This is a genomic window from Bacteroides sp. HMSC067B03 (assembly GCF_001811315.1).
Classification (GTDB): domain Bacteria; phylum Bacteroidota; class Bacteroidia; order Bacteroidales; family Bacteroidaceae; genus Bacteroides; species Bacteroides faecis.
This window is the reverse complement of record NZ_KV804335.1, coordinates 60,811-75,771: the sequence shown is the minus strand read 5'-3', so window position 1 is coordinate 75,771 and position 14,961 is coordinate 60,811. Positions and strand designations below refer to the sequence as shown.

At 40.2% G+C, this 14,961-nt stretch carries 10 protein-coding genes; 2 read left to right on the top strand and 8 right to left on the bottom strand.

From position 1 onward, the window contains the following. Positions 1-89: 89 nt before the first annotated feature. The gene (locus HMPREF2794_RS08625; RefSeq protein ID WP_070751333.1) at positions 90-3,008 is read left to right on the top strand and encodes a M16 family metallopeptidase; all 2,919 of its coding nucleotides are present in this window, start codon (positions 90-92) and stop codon (positions 3,006-3,008) included. Between the two features lie 100 nt (positions 3,009-3,108). Here HMPREF2794_RS08625 and HMPREF2794_RS08620 read toward each other — a convergent pair whose 3' ends face one another. Continuing rightward, positions 3,109-4,914 carry an AMP-dependent synthetase/ligase gene (locus HMPREF2794_RS08620; protein ID WP_010536257.1) on the bottom strand — a complete coding sequence of 602 codons (1,806 nt, stop codon included), beginning with the start codon at positions 4,912-4,914 and terminating at the stop codon, positions 3,109-3,111. 109 nt (positions 4,915-5,023) lie between these two features. Between HMPREF2794_RS08620 and HMPREF2794_RS08615 the strand changes: the two genes are divergently transcribed. Further along, positions 5,024-6,091, top strand: a complete 1,068-nt coding sequence (locus HMPREF2794_RS08615; protein ID WP_070751332.1) for a M20 family metallo-hydrolase — start codon at positions 5,024-5,026, stop codon at positions 6,089-6,091. A 12-nt stretch (positions 6,092-6,103) separates the two neighbouring features. Here the strand turns inward: HMPREF2794_RS08615 and HMPREF2794_RS08610 are convergent, their stop codons facing one another. From HMPREF2794_RS08610 to HMPREF2794_RS08580, 7 genes are all read right to left on the bottom strand, one after another. Then, entirely contained in the window at positions 6,104-7,318 is a 1,215-nt protein-coding gene (locus HMPREF2794_RS08610; RefSeq protein WP_070751331.1) for an ATP-binding protein, read from the bottom strand. Positions 7,319-7,618: 300 nt separating this feature from the next. Continuing rightward, positions 7,619-7,819, bottom strand: a complete 201-nt coding sequence (locus HMPREF2794_RS29905) for a PLDc N-terminal domain-containing protein (protein ID WP_371490213.1) — start codon at positions 7,817-7,819, stop codon at positions 7,619-7,621. Between the two features lie 36 nt (positions 7,820-7,855). Beyond that, entirely contained in the window at positions 7,856-8,497 is a 642-nt protein-coding gene (locus HMPREF2794_RS08600; protein ID WP_022301384.1) for a hypothetical protein, read from the bottom strand. 84 nt (positions 8,498-8,581) lie between these two features. Next, positions 8,582-11,479, bottom strand: a complete 2,898-nt coding sequence (locus HMPREF2794_RS08595; RefSeq protein WP_010536252.1) for a glutaminase family protein — start codon at positions 11,477-11,479, stop codon at positions 8,582-8,584. Continuing rightward, entirely contained in the window at positions 11,476-13,065 is a 1,590-nt protein-coding gene (locus tag HMPREF2794_RS08590; protein ID WP_010536251.1) for an O-antigen ligase family protein, read from the bottom strand. Before HMPREF2794_RS08590 ends, HMPREF2794_RS08595 begins: the two co-directional genes overlap by 4 nt. 72 nt (positions 13,066-13,137) lie before the next feature. Beyond that, positions 13,138-13,800 carry a TlpA family protein disulfide reductase gene (locus HMPREF2794_RS08585; protein ID WP_022301386.1) on the bottom strand — a complete coding sequence of 221 codons (663 nt, stop codon included), beginning with the start codon at positions 13,798-13,800 and terminating at the stop codon, positions 13,138-13,140. Between the two features lie 44 nt (positions 13,801-13,844). Continuing rightward, the gene (locus tag HMPREF2794_RS08580; protein WP_010536249.1) at positions 13,845-14,831 is read right to left on the bottom strand and encodes a DUF1573 domain-containing protein; all 987 of its coding nucleotides are present in this window, start codon (positions 14,829-14,831) and stop codon (positions 13,845-13,847) included. Positions 14,832-14,961: the final 130 nt, after the last annotated feature.

Below are 14,961 nucleotides of genomic sequence, written 5' to 3'. Positions count from 1 at the left end.
TCATTTACAATTTACAAATTTCTATTTTCGGTGCAAAGGTAAGAAAAATTCCGCTACCTTTGTTTCTGTCACTAAAATGTTGTCACATTATGAACAAACTACTGAAACTTTCATGCTTATCACTTTTCCTCGCATTAGTGATCTGCAGTTGTAGCTCACCGCAGAAGTATAGCTACGAGACAGTGCCTAATGACCCGCTAAAAGCCCGCATCTACACACTGGACAACGGATTAAAAGTTTATCTCACAGTTAACAAGGAGACCCCGCGCATTCAGACATTCATTGCCGTACGGGTGGGCGGAAAGAACGACCCGGCAGAAACAACCGGACTTGCCCACTATTTTGAGCACTTGATGTTCAAGGGTACGGACAAATACGGCACACAGGATTATGCCACAGAAAAGCCGCTATTGGACCAGATAGAACAACAGTTTGAGATATACCGCAAAACAACGGATGAAGCGGAACGCAAGGCAATCTACCACACCATCGACAGCCTTTCTTACGAAGCGTCCAAATACGCTATTCCTAACGAATATGACAAACTGATGGCTGCTATCGGCTCTACCGGCAGCAATGCCTATACGTGGTATGACCAGACTGTATATCAGGAAGATATCCCTTCCAATCAGATAGAGAACTGGGCTAAGATTCAGGCAGACCGCTTCGAGAATAACGTCATACGCGGTTTCCACACAGAGCTGGAAGCAGTGTACGAAGAAAAAAACATGTCTCTCACCCGGGATAACAGTAAAATACAGGAGGCTATCTTCTCCTCACTCTTCCCCAAACATCCTTACGGCACACAGACCGTACTGGGAACGCAAGAGAACCTGAAGAACCCTTCTATCACCAATATCAAGAACTACTATAAACAATGGTATGTTCCCAACAACATGGCAATCTGTATGTCAGGAGATTTGGACCCGGATGAGACAATTGCCATGATCGACAAGTATTTCGGCAGCTTAAAGCCTAATCCGGAACTTCCGAAACTGGACTTGCCGAAAGAAGATCCTATCACAGCGCCCATCGTGAAAGAAGTGTTAGGTCCGGATGCCGAAAGCGTAGCATTGGCATGGAGATTCCCCGGTGCATCCAGCAAAGACTTTGAAATCCTGCAAGTTGTCTCACAGGTATTGTACAACGGGCAGGCAGGGCTCATCGACCTGAATCTGAACCAGCAGCAGAAAGTACTGAACAGCTACGGCTATCCGATGGGGCTGGCTGATTATTCGGCACTGATACTAGGCGGACAGCCCAAGCAGGGACAGACACTGGAGGAAGTGAAAGACCTGTTGCTGAGTGAAATCAAGAAACTCCGTACCGGAGAATTTGACGAAAAGATGCTGCAAGCCAACATCAACAACTTCAAGCTCAACGAACTGCAAAGCATGGAAAGCAATGAAGGACGTGCCGATATGTTTGTCAACTCCTTCATCGACGGCACAAACTGGGAAGACGAAGTAACCGCCATCGACCGCATGGCCAAACTGACCAAAGAGGATATCGCAGCCTTTGCCAACCAATATCTGAAGGAAGACAATTATGCCGTGATCTATAAGAAGCAAGGCAAGGACCCGAACGAGAAGAAAATGACGAAACCGGAAATTACGCCTATCGTGTCCAACCGGGATGTGACAAGTCCTTTCCTTACCTCTATACAGGAGAGTGTAGTAAAACCAATCGAACCCGTATTTCTTAACTTCAAGAAGGATATGAGCCAGCTAACCGCCAAGTCCGATATTCCGGTACTTTACAAGCAGAACGTTGCCAACGACCTCTTCCAGCTCATCTACGTATTCGATATGGGCAATAACAACGACAAGGCACTGGGAACTGCTTTCGACTACCTCGAATATCTGGGGACCTCTGACATGACACCGGAAGAACTGAAAAGCGAGTTTTATCGTCTGGCTTGTACTTTCTACGTTTCCCCGGGCAACGAACGTACTTATGTAGTACTCTCCGGCCTGAATGAGAATATGCCTGCCGCTATGCAGCTATTCGAAAAATTACTTGCAGACGCACAAGTGAACAAGGAAGCTTACGAAAATCTGGTCGAAGATATTCTGAAAGCTCGTACAGATGCCAAACTGAACCAGGGAAAGAACTTCTCCCGCCTGATGAATTACGCAATGTACGGTCCGCAGTCTCCTGCCACCAACGTGCTGACAGAAGCCGAACTCATCAGCATGAATCCACAGGAACTGGTAGACCGGATTCATAATCAGAACAACTACAAACACCGCATCCTGTATTACGGGCCTAGCAGCAGCAAAGACCTGTTGGCCACCATCGACCAATATCACCAGGTGCCGGCTGTTCTGAAAGATATTCCTGCAGGAAACGAATATCCTTATCTTGAAACTCCGACAACCAAAGTGCTGATAGCTCCTTATGAAGCCAAACAGATATACATGGCGCAAATTTCCAATCTCGATAAGAAATATGATCCGGCTATCGAACCTACCCGCGAATTATATAATGAATATTTCGGAGGCGGCATGAATTCCATCGTCTTCCAGGAAATGCGTGAGACACGCGGACTGGCTTATTCCGCATGGGCCGGCATGTTGCCGCCAAACTACCTGAAGTATCCATACACGATACGTACCCAGATTGCAACGCAAAATGACAAGATGATTGATGCTGTCAATACGTTTAACGATATTATCAATAATATGCCGGAGTCCGAAGCAGCCTTCAAACTGGCCAAAGAAGGACTGATCAACCGTATGCGTACCGACCGCATTATCAAAAGCGATATTATCTGGACTTACATCAATGCACAGGATCTGGGACAGAATGTAGACCCTCGCATCAAACTCTACAATGACGTGCAGACGATGACATTGAAAGATATCGTTGATTTTCAGAAGGAATGGGTGAAAGGACGCACGTATGTATACTGTATCTTAGGAGATAAGAAAGACCTTGATATGAACAAGCTGAAGGCAGTAGGTCCGATTGAAGAACTTACTCAGCAACAAATCTTCGGTTACTGAAAAACGATGTACTTGTATCGGCCGGCCGATACATAAAAAAGAAACGGTGAACAGCCTGCGGAATGCGGCCTGTTCACCGTTTATCATTGATCATCTGTCGTTACTCTTCGTACATCTTCTCGATCAGTTCCTTGTAATTCTCAGCAACCACTGATCGTTTCAACTTCAACGTATTCGTCAACTCTCCACGTTCCATACTGAAAGGTTCGGGAAGCAATGTAAAACGTTTGATCTGTTCGTAATGAGCGAACTGTTGCTGCAAGGTCTCTATCCGGGCACGGAACAAACCGATAATTTTAGGATGCTGCAGCAAGTCAGCCATATCTTTGTATTCAATGCCTTTCTCCTTCGCATAGTCCTTGACAAACCCGTACACCGGCACAATCAAGGCAGAAACGAACTTGCGCTGATCTGCGATAATAGCGATCTGATCGATATAGCGGTCAATAACCAGTTTGGTTTCCAGCGCCTGCGGGGCAATATACTTTCCGTTAGATGTCTTGAACAAGTCCTTGATACGTTCTGTAAGGAAAAGCTGTCCGTTCTTGAAATAACCGGCATCTCCCGTATGGAACCAGCCGTCAGCATCAATAGCGGCAGCCGTAGCTTCCGCTTTCTTATAATATCCTTTGGTGATGCTTTTTCCACGAAGCAGAATTTCATTATCTTCATTAATCTTCACTTCCAGTCCCGGTAATACCACCCCTACCGAACCGATGTCATACCCTACCGGCAAAGTACATGACACTGTAGCCGTAGACTCTGTCAGTCCATAGCCGACCACCATATTGATTCCTACAGAATGAACAAATTCATTGATTTCATCGGGCACGGCAGCACCTGCTGTCGGGAAGAAGTTACCATTCTCGATGCCGATCGTCTTCTTCAGCAAAGAATAAATGGTCTTTTCGTAGAACTTATATTTAAGCTGGTTCATCACCGGAGGAGTCTTTCCCTGACGGAGATAATCCAGATTATGGATTCTGCCGACCTTAATCGCATCCAGCATCAATGCCTTCTTCAATCCTGTCGTTTCACTGATCTTTTCCTGTACACCGGCGTATACCTTCTCCCAGAAACGGGGAACGCTGCACATCAGTGTCGGACGGATTTCTTTAATGGTAGTCTGAATATCTGCCGGACGGAGATTGATACATATCTGCACTCCCTTGTGAATACAGAGATAGCTCCATGCTTTCTCGAACACATGTGTCAACGGGAGGAAGTTCATAGAAACATCCTTGTCGGTCATTGTCGTCAGGCGTTCGTCATGCGTATGGAATTGCTCCAGATAGCAAGAATGGTGCAGCATCACACCTTTAGGTTCCCCCGTCGTACCGGAAGTATAAAGGATGTTAGCCAGATCATCGTAAGAAGCACGTGCGGTACGTTCTTCTACCACCTCATTATGCGGCAACCCTTCGCCCATTGCCATAAACTCATCAAAATAGATGGAAGAGACATCACGCGGGTCCTTTACTACCGAACGGTCGAAAATAATCAGTTGTTGCAACGAAGAGCAAAAGCCGAAGATGCTGAATGCAGAATCATACTGATACTGTTCGCCAACAAAAAGATATCGGATTTGCGCATCGTTGATAATGTATTGTGCCTGTGCGGGCGAACTCGTTGCATAGAACGGAATAGTAACCCCGCGATTGGCAAATGCACCGAAATCGACATAGAACCATTCAGGCTTATTCTGTGAAAAAATACCGATATTCTCTTGTTCCTCCACTCCTAGTGCTACGAAAGCATTAGCAGCCTGCCGTACAGTTCCGGAGAATTGATTCCAGGTTATTGGAATCCATTGTGCTGTCTCGTAGTCGCGGTATTTCAAGGCTACCTTGTCGCCATACTTTTCAGCCTGACGATGGACCAAGACAGATAAATGATGATAAGTCATACTCTTTGTATTGATAAATATGGTACAAAGGTATTAGTTTTATTTGAAACTATTGCGCAAAACGAGTATCTTTGTGCAAATATTAAGCTCTAAATTAACAAGTTTGTATATGAAATACGATATTCCAACCATGACAGCCGAAGCTGTAAGCCTGTTGAAATCACTAATCAGCATTCCGTCCATCAGTCGGGAAGAGACGCAAGCAGCTGATTTCCTGCAAAATTATATCGAAGCCGAAGGGATGCAAACCGGACGCAAGGGAAACAATGTCTGGTGCCTCAGCCCTATGTTCGATCTTAAAAAGCCGACCATCCTTCTCAATTCTCATATCGACACGGTGAGACCTGTAAACGGCTGGCGCAAAGACCCTTTCACGCCCCGCGAGGAAAACGGGAAATTGTACGGACTGGGCAGTAACGATGCCGGAGCCAGTGTTGTCTCGCTCTTACAGGTGTTCCTGCAACTATGTCGCACTTCTCAAAATTACAATCTCATCTATCTGGCTTCCTGCGAAGAAGAGGTTTCGGGCAAGGACGGAATTGAAAGTGTATTGCCGGGATTGCCTCCTGTCTCTTTTGCCATTGTAGGCGAACCAACAGAGATGCAGCCTGCCATTGCCGAAAAGGGATTGATGGTATTGGATGTAACTGCGACAGGCAAAGCCGGACATGCTGCACGCAATGAAGGAGATAATGCCATTTATAAAGTATTGGATGATATCGCCTGGTTCCGCGATTATCGTTTCGAGAAGGAATCGCCCTTGCTCGGACCGGTAAAAATGAGCGTTACGGTCATCAATGCAGGCACTCAGCACAATGTGGTTCCCGATAAATGCACGTTTGTTGTTGATATCCGAAGCAACGAACTTTACTCTAACGAAGATCTGTTTGCTGAAATCAAGAAACATATTTCCTGCGATGCGAAAGCCCGTTCGTTCCGCCTCAACTCTTCACGGATTGACGAAAAACATCCGTTCGTACAGACAGCAGTGAAAATGGGACGCGTTCCTTTCGGCTCCCCGACTTTATCTGACCAGGCATTAATGTCCTTTGCGTCGGTAAAGATCGGTCCGGGACGTTCTTCACGCTCACATACAGCCGAGGAGTATATTATGCTGAAAGAGATAGAAGAGGCTATCGGACTTTATTTAGAATTATTAGACGGGCTAGAACTCTAGTCCGTCTTGGTTTCACCACTCGTCGAGTAGGAAGTCTGCCATGTGACGGTGTTTAACCCCCTCAATGTTATCCTGCCACAATTCATCCATACTAACCACATATTTGGGATAATGATCATCAATTGCCAGCAAGGGTGCAAATTCACGATCAATGGTTGCTTGTGAACCTAGTTGATAAGTAACCTGTATATAAACTTTTTCTTCACGCCTAATGGCTACAAAATCAACTTCTTTTTCATCCTGCTTGCCTACGTATACTTCGTATCCACGACGTTTCAATTCCATACAGACCAGATTTTCAAGCATTCCCCCTATTAATCTATCCCGATATCCCATTACGGAATAGATGAGCGAAAGATCACTTACAAAATACTTTTCATTAGTTTGCAATATTTCTTTACCTCTGATATCATAACGTGGAATACGCTGTATCACAAAAGCATTATTTAAAGCATCCAAATAATTGTAAATCGTATTGATATCCACTTTTCGTTGCTGACTTTTAAAATAGTCGGCAATATTCTTGGCATTCAATTTATTCCCGATATTATCAAAAACAAACTTTACTATCCTTTCGAGCATTTCTACATTACGGATTCCATGTCGCTGCACAGTATCACGCAGAATGACAGAAGAATAAATATCATACACTATTTTGTAAATAGCGTTATAATCATAGTTTGCTGTATGAATAGCCGGAAATCCTCCCATGCGAAGGTATTTCAGAAATTCCGCTTTACGGTCGGATGCAGAAATTGCCAAAGGAACATTATGGAATAACAGATATTCCCTAAAAGACAAAGTCATTATATGAAAAGCAACATATCTTCCTGCTAAATATGTGGAGAACTCAGAAGACAGTAAACGTGAATTGGAACCAGTCACATAAATGTCAGCATCCAAGTCTACCAAGAATGCATTTACCGCCTTCTCCCAATCTGTAACTTCCTGAATCTCATCCAGAAGAATATAATATTTTCCCGAAACTTTCGTAACTTCCCGAATATAAGTATACAGTGCCTTCGCCTCCTTCACATCCATCCACTCAAAGCTTTCAAAGTTCATATAAATAATATGATCTTCAGATACTCCCCTTCGTAAAAGTTCCTCACGGATTAAACGCAACACGACAGACTTGCCACAACGACGGATACCAGTGATCACTTTCACAAATGGTTTATCAATAAAAGGAGTGATTTGCTCCATATAAAGTTCACGATTAATCATACATCCGAAGTTTTTAGGGTTATAGACACAAATATAAATAATTAATCGGAAGTTTTTAGGGTTATACCCCTAAAAACTTCCGATTTCGAACATCTTTTATGGTTATAGACGGAAACAAGAATGGCATTTATGCAAAGAAAAACTCCTTCTGTATCTTTATCCAGGTTAAAAAATTTAGCCACCATCATAATAATGGTAGCTAAATCAAAGAAAAACAACCAGTTTCAATGGTCTATTCAATCCATCCCGGATTTACAAAGAACATAGAGAAAAAAAATTACCCGACTCGTATATACCAAATCAGACATTTCCACACGATCCACTATCATTCGTTTTATTAAGATACTGTTTCCATATCAAAAAGGCAATTATGCCTAACAGATTAAATAACAAAACCAAAATGACCCATAGATATTTATATGGTTTAGTAAGTTGATGACTTTTCAACACTACCAATATCCCAATCAACAAAATCAAAACATAAGCAATTTCAAAAAACATTGGAGACATAATCATAATTTTTATTTTCAATAATCATTAATATGCAGAAACTGTAACACTTCCCTTTCCCGCACTCTTATCGTATGTCCCTGAAGAATTAATAACATAAGAAAGGTTAAAGCCAACAACCTGAGTTATAGTTGCCTTAATTTTCCCCGTACTATTAAATGATATAGCATTTCCTGATACATAGCCACTCGCATAAGATTGAGAATACGTATAAATTGATAATCCTGTTATATCTGTCATTACTGTTACATTTTTATTATCTTCGATCAAAGTTACACTAAACCATGTAAGATTCCAAATCCAATCACTGAATGAATAAATTTCACTACGTGTTTTAGCAAGCGGCACACTAGGTTTCTGCTCTTTAGTAGAATAAAACATACAGCCATTTTCTTCTTTATCCTTATACATCTTTAATTCAACAGGGTGTTCTCTAAGTTGTTTTATATCACGAAACAATTCTTCTATTTCTTCTAATGACATCTCATTTTCAGTTTTTTCTGAAGGATTAATCTCAAAAAAATCGACGTTTACATCATATTTTTCAGCTAATGATGCAATCTTTGTTTTAACTTCTTCCTTCTTAACTTCTGAATTAGCATCAAACTCTTCATTTGTACATGCAATCATTACTACCATAGTAACAACTAAATAAAATAAACTTTTCATATTCATAATGTTTTTATTTAAAATAATAAATCAACTATATCATATTGCTCCGAATATACCTTCTAAAAGACATCAAGATTCTAATTATTCCTTTTCCAACAACCTGATAAAATAGGCACCTACTACAGTACGCCCCGTAAATCCTACTATAGTAGCACGATCCGTATTTATCAAATCAGCCATTGGTGTGCGATCTGTAGTCTCATTCATAAACTTATAAAGCGGCAACATAAGTTTACGGAATTGCATACGGTCAGCACTCAACGAAGCAGACCATACTGTCCAATCCACTTTCGCGTAACTATGTCTGCTATCCAACGGACATCCAAATTCATTCATTTTAGTAAGATAGAAATCCGTCTCTTTCTGAATGACTCTCTCTGGGAAAAGATTCAAGCCAAGCAGCCTGTCCCATATCAGATTATACTTCATCCCCCAACTATCCGGCTGATCAAAAGCCAAGCGATAATGATCACCTGCATAAGCAGCCTTTTCCCATTCTTTCGTCATCTCATGGGCAGCATCCATATACTTCTCCGCTTCTTCTTTCTTGTTCAACATTTCCGCCAGACGTGCGTATGCTGCAATACCTAAAATACCTTTTGCAGACAAGTTAGTATGATGGGGACAGTTTCCTGCGAAATTATCCGTAGTAAGCTGATCACCGGTATCTGTTCCATTTTCCAATAAATACTCAGCCCATTGAGTCAATGTCTTCCAATGTTTCTCCGCATACGAAGCATTCTTCTCCATTTTAGCAATAGCAGCAGTCATTATCAAGCCGTTTCCTGCTTCTTCCACAGGCATATCACCGCCTATCGTCTGTCCGTTTACAGCAGGATATCCGCCTAAGTCATGCGGAGGAAACGGCTTTCCCCATTTTCCGCTTTCACTGTAGTAGAAAAATGGATTAAGCATCGCTTTTACCAAATCAGGATTATAACGGAGATAAAGTGGCGAAGCCGGATAATACTCATCCACAGGCCCCACCTGTGGAGTAAAATAAAGTAACTCACCTTCCGAATCTTCAGACATTTGGAAAGCGGAAACAGACTGACGATAAGCTAAAGCACAAAGTTCGGCATATTCTTTTCCTCCGGCGAGGTAAGCATCTGCCATCAATTGACGGTCAAATGCATAACATTTTGCCATCACTTCTTTATAGTCCTCCTCCGCGTCCGCATACAAATCTTCTATGCTTGTTTTTCCATCTTTATTCCAATAAGGTCTCAGATCCTCTCCAAAATAAGCCATTGTATACAGTCCGTCGAAAGCAGCAGTGAGATGCTGCGGAAAATCACCATCCACATCCAGTTTCTGTGCAAAGGCGGCATATCGTTTTTCGGCAGACTTTCTCATCTGTTTCAGATCTCCCTCTTTCATAAAATATGCCCTCATTTCGGCTGCATCTCCCTGTGCACAGGTTACATCATCCTTTGTTCCCAAATAGAAATATCCCCACGATCGTCCGTCTTTTTCTTGATCTACCCACAATTTCTGATTCTCTTGTCCTGTCTTCATAAGAGACAGTCCATCCTTTTCATACATTTGGGTAGACTGTCCGGCACGAAATGCCTTATGTGGATCTATCTCAAAATAGACAGCAACATCATGCTCCTTACCATCCAACGCCTTAGCCTGATAAGAGATATAATTGACGGGACGGGCAAGCGTCTCCAGATCATCCAACAGGTAAGGAGCAGTAAAGCTAAGTTTCAGTTCCACATCCCCACATTCAAACGTATAATGTGTCTGGGTTGCCTGCACATCAACAGACGTTTGTTCAGCTTCTTTCAATTCTGCATATAGTCCGAAATCAACCAATGCACCTCCCATACGGTTTTCGCAATGAGCAGCAATCACGGCTTTCCCATCTTTCATTGTTTCCGCTATGGAATCCGGAATATTCACCCTAAGATCACTTTTCCATTCATATCCCGTGCTGACCAATTGCATTCCATTCACATACAATTGAAATACATCATCATGTGAATAGCGCAAATACAGTTGCTTGTTTTTCGCCAATGCCGGGTCGAATGTCAATTCGCGTCTCACCCATATATTAGGTGAGAACCAGGGAGTATTCACATTCCGCTGATCATCCGTACCGAAGGCTGCCTGTCCTTCTGTCCATGTTGAATCGTCAAACTCTTTGGCTTCCCAATTTTCCTGAGGTTGCTCCATGGTATATCTCCCCGTCCACTCTTTTTCATAAGAGATGGGAGCTACCCTTTCCACAGGCATAGTCGGTTCCTCGGCAAAGAGTCCGAAGTCTACCAATCCTCCTCCCACACGATTCTCACAATGAGCGGCAATCAACGCTTTTCCACTTTTCATTGTTTGCAGAATAGAGTCCGGAATTTCCACTTTAAAGTTTGCTCCCCAATCATATCCGGTATTTACCAATTGCTTCCCATTAATGTACAATTGGAATACATCATCATGAGAATAGCGCAAATAGATCTTCTTATGTTCCAAAAGATACGGATCAACTTCAATCTCTCTTCGTACCCAAATATTAGAAGAAGTCCATTGTGTTCTTGCTTCCCACATACCAGGCGTACCAAATGCCCCTTCTGACAATTGCCAGTACTTATCATCAAAGTCCGGCTGCTCCCATCCTTCATCAGGTACTAATGAAGTGAACTTTCCTTCCCACTTTTCGTGATCAAGCGCCATCGGAGCGATGGCTTGCATCGGCAGTTCTTTACTACCCATAAAACGATACATAGCACCGTCTACCCGCAAGAAGCCAACAAAAGGAAGTTGTGTGCTGCCGCCAAAAGTCATATTCTGTTTGTTCAGTTCATCCGTCATAGACCAAAGTTTCATATGCGGATGCAAGGTTAATAACGGATAAGCAGGCGCACGAAGGTCACTTTTAGTAGTTTCATCAGAGTACGGAGTACTTTTGCAAGCTGCCAATACCGTTATTAGCAGGTAAATGAATGTTTTATTCATTAGTGTTTTATAAATTCTCATTCGGTTACTATATTTATCTTTTGTATTTCTCTTTCCATCTCCCTCTTCATTCTTTTAATAGCAACAGTCTCTATTTTCATCGGTTTGTCAACAACAGCCTCAGCCATTGCAAGCGATCGCTCTTTTTCACCATTCATTTTGTATAAATGGAATAGTTTATAAAGAGGAAGAAATCGCGAAGGGCACATCATAGATGCACTATTGTAATATTTTTCTGCTAGTTTAGGTTTGTTAAGCTGCTGATAATTTTCTCCTAATATTAGCTCCAGATCATAATCTGCCCAATATTTGCGACATTGTAAAGCGATCTCCAAACTCTTATCATATTGTTTCTTCTCTAATAAAACAGCAGCATAGTTGTAAAGGAAATAAGGATTATCCGCAAATGCTTTCTCTAATTTTTCATATGCGGGAAGCACCGTATCATAGGAATCGGAAAGAGTTAGTTTGGAGATTCGTCCCCACTCCAATTCTGCTTGTATTCGTTCCACTAATTCATAAATGCCAATCATTGAGCAACCTATAACCAAAGCACATACTACATTTTTCTTCCAAGATGCAGCAAAAAAAACCTTTATAGGTTCCTTGATAATTATCAAGACAGATAATAATGTAATAATCCACGTAAAAGGATAAGTAAATGGATAAGAGAACAATGAAAACGTTCCTATTGAAATCAACACATATACAGCAATTTTCTTTTCGATATCAGGATTTAGTTTATAACAATAGATTAGTAAAAAAATGAATGCAAACAGTATCACCAAACCGATAATTCCGAAGTTTAAGAGGATTTCCATGTACTCATTGAAAGGATGCTTCACATTATCGGCTAACATAGCATAACGGTTCTGCTGTCCATGTATTCTAAAGTATTCTGCTTGGTAATCCATATAATGAGCTTCAAAGCTGCCTAATCCATGCCCTATCCAAGGAGAATCTTTTACCATATTTATGCAAGATTGCCAAATAAGCAATCGACCGTCGGCTGAGTCCTTTTTTATCCAATAACAACCTAAGATTAAAGCGACTAAACCAGCTAGCAAAGAGAATTTCAATATGCGTCTATGAAGGAGCTTCTGATACAAGAATATAGTACAAACCGCAGCTAAACTAATGATACCAGCCCTTGAATATGACAGAACAATTGCAACTACTATAATAGTCCCCATTATCCATCCCATAAGACGCATATATCTTTTATTATCTTTCGACAGGAGAAAAGCAGTAAAAGGTACCCCTGCACATAAACACGCAGAAAAGCCAGCCGGATTATCAAAGCTACCAGTAATTTTATAGATTGAAGGAGAATAATACACATTAAAATATTGCAGCAACCCCAATACAGCCTGTAGAAAACAGATTGCAACAAGAACGATTCCTACTCGAAACATATTTATACTTACTGAATGAGCATACCATATTGCGATAGTATAGTACAATACCAATCCTCCAAATACAAACAAAGTAATTAACCACTTCGGTACAATAGATGAGTCAGTAAAATAATGAGACTGAACAAATAGTGCACTCACACATAAAATACTAAACATCAATAGTCCTATATAGTCTCTTAATCTTGCCATAAAAGTATTTATGTAACATATTCAAAATCATCTAAAAAACGAGCAGACACAACACACATTAAGGTCTAATATTTATTTCTCGCCAGATAATTGCTCTAACGTTCTCAATAATTTACGGGTATCTCCTCCGACATTTACCGCTTTTACTATCATATTTTTATCAACTATAATATTAGAAGGATACATATAAATCTTTAGTATATCGGTAAATTCCCCTTTATAATTAGGAACAATTCCTATATCCTCCCAGTCTAAATTCAGTCTTTTCATTAACTTTTGTACTTCTTCAGGAGAATCAGGGGTTAGCCCGACAAACTGAATATTCGGATAATCTTCAGCAAGTATATTTAAAACAATAAGCTCCCGAATACAAATACTACAATGCCTGTTCCAAAAACATATAACTGTATACTCGGATTCATCAAAATCAACAACCTTTCCGTTAATATCACCTAAACCAATCTTAGGAAGAGTTTTACCTATCAATGTTTCAAGTTTAGGGTGTTTATAAACTAGATGAATTTCTGGTATTTCATCTGTTCCTTTAATAGAAATTATATACTGATGAGTTTCTAGAGAATCTCTATGAGCCTGATCTGTAATAGGGTTCCCTTCAGCATCAAAATACAAGAAAGTTTGACCTTCGACACGAACGCTATTATCGCCATAAGTTACTTTTTGAGCAAAACAAACAAAAGGTAAAAATAAGAACAAAAGAATAATATTTTTTTTCATGACACAGTTATTTCCTTATATAGAACACGTACATTATATATTTTCTAATTACAAATTGAAGCTCTTATTTTTAGTTCAATTTTCTGTTTACAATTTCCTTCTATAATGATAGTTTTTTGGCTAACTCCCGTATAATTACTTTTAAACTTTACTGAGATAGAATCCCGAGCATTAGGAGCTATCGGCTTTCTATTCCAAACAGGTACAGTGCATCCACATGTCGTTATTACATTATGAATAATAAACCTATTAGAGCTATTATTCGTAAAACTAAAAGTACAAGTTACTTCTTTATTAGGAGATATGATTCCAAAATCATATTCTGTACAACCAAACAATATATCCTCTTTATTCACAAGTACTAGATGATCTTTACATTTCATTATATCTATAAACTCTTCTGGATACTCTTCCATGTCATTTTTTGTCGAATTTACCCATAAATCGCTATACATCTCATCAGCATTTTTAACATCTAGGTCCTTATATAATTGTGCTAAAAGATATTTTCCATAGAACTTATTATGTTTGTTTATTAAAGAGTCTAAATAGCTTAACTCTATTACAGAATTACTATTCTGATTACTCAAATAAGCATATAATTTCAGCAAAACATTTAAATAAGCTATATCATTATTACCGTCATACTTAGAACGTAATAAACGATCCTTTAGTGCCCTCCTATCTTCTTTCCCTAATTCCTTTTTCATTTCTTCAGAAGAAAGGATAGAAACGATACTATCTCTTTCCAATATTACATATATAGGATATTCGGAAGGGTGAACTATTTTACCTACATCAGTTTTCATTGGATCATGTAACATATAACATACAAAGTTTGCTACCAAAGTATCACAATTCTTTATGGATAATATTTTATCATTATCATCTATGAGACACAACAAGGATGGTTTAGACACCTCACATCCATAAATAATAGCATCAGAAACATCAATAAAGTCTCTAAAATATTTCTTGTCTTGACAGGCCAATAACAATAGAAGGAAAAATAGTAAAATACATTTCTTCATTTTTATTCTGTATATGAAAATAGAGGGCAATTAAAAAAGAAAAATCTCTATTTCTAATGCCCTTTATCAATCATTTAATAGAATATCGCACGATAGCACGCTATTATAAATATAACATTAACAATTATGC

Coding starts and splice junctions, on each gene's coding strand:
- HMPREF2794_RS29905 (WP_371490213.1), bottom strand. CDS start 7,819: ATGTTTTTTGAAATTGCTTATGTTTTGATTTTGTTGATTGGGATATTG.
- HMPREF2794_RS08610 (WP_070751331.1), bottom strand. CDS start 7,318: ATGATTAATCGTGAACTTTATATGGAGCAAATCACTCCTTTTATTGAT.
- HMPREF2794_RS08625 (WP_070751333.1), top strand. CDS start 90: ATGAACAAACTACTGAAACTTTCATGCTTATCACTTTTCCTCGCATTA.
- HMPREF2794_RS08585 (WP_022301386.1), bottom strand. CDS start 13,800: ATGAAAAAAAATATTATTCTTTTGTTCTTATTTTTACCTTTTGTTTGT.
- HMPREF2794_RS08615 (WP_070751332.1), top strand. CDS start 5,024: ATGAAATACGATATTCCAACCATGACAGCCGAAGCTGTAAGCCTGTTG.
- HMPREF2794_RS08595 (WP_010536252.1), bottom strand. CDS start 11,479: ATGAGAATTTATAAAACACTAATGAATAAAACATTCATTTACCTGCTA.
- HMPREF2794_RS08620 (WP_010536257.1), bottom strand. CDS start 4,914: ATGACTTATCATCATTTATCTGTCTTGGTCCATCGTCAGGCTGAAAAG.
- HMPREF2794_RS08600 (WP_022301384.1), bottom strand. CDS start 8,497: ATGAAAAGTTTATTTTATTTAGTTGTTACTATGGTAGTAATGATTGCA.
- HMPREF2794_RS08580 (WP_010536249.1), bottom strand. CDS start 14,831: ATGAAGAAATGTATTTTACTATTTTTCCTTCTATTGTTATTGGCCTGT.
- HMPREF2794_RS08590 (WP_010536251.1), bottom strand. CDS start 13,065: ATGGCAAGATTAAGAGACTATATAGGACTATTGATGTTTAGTATTTTA.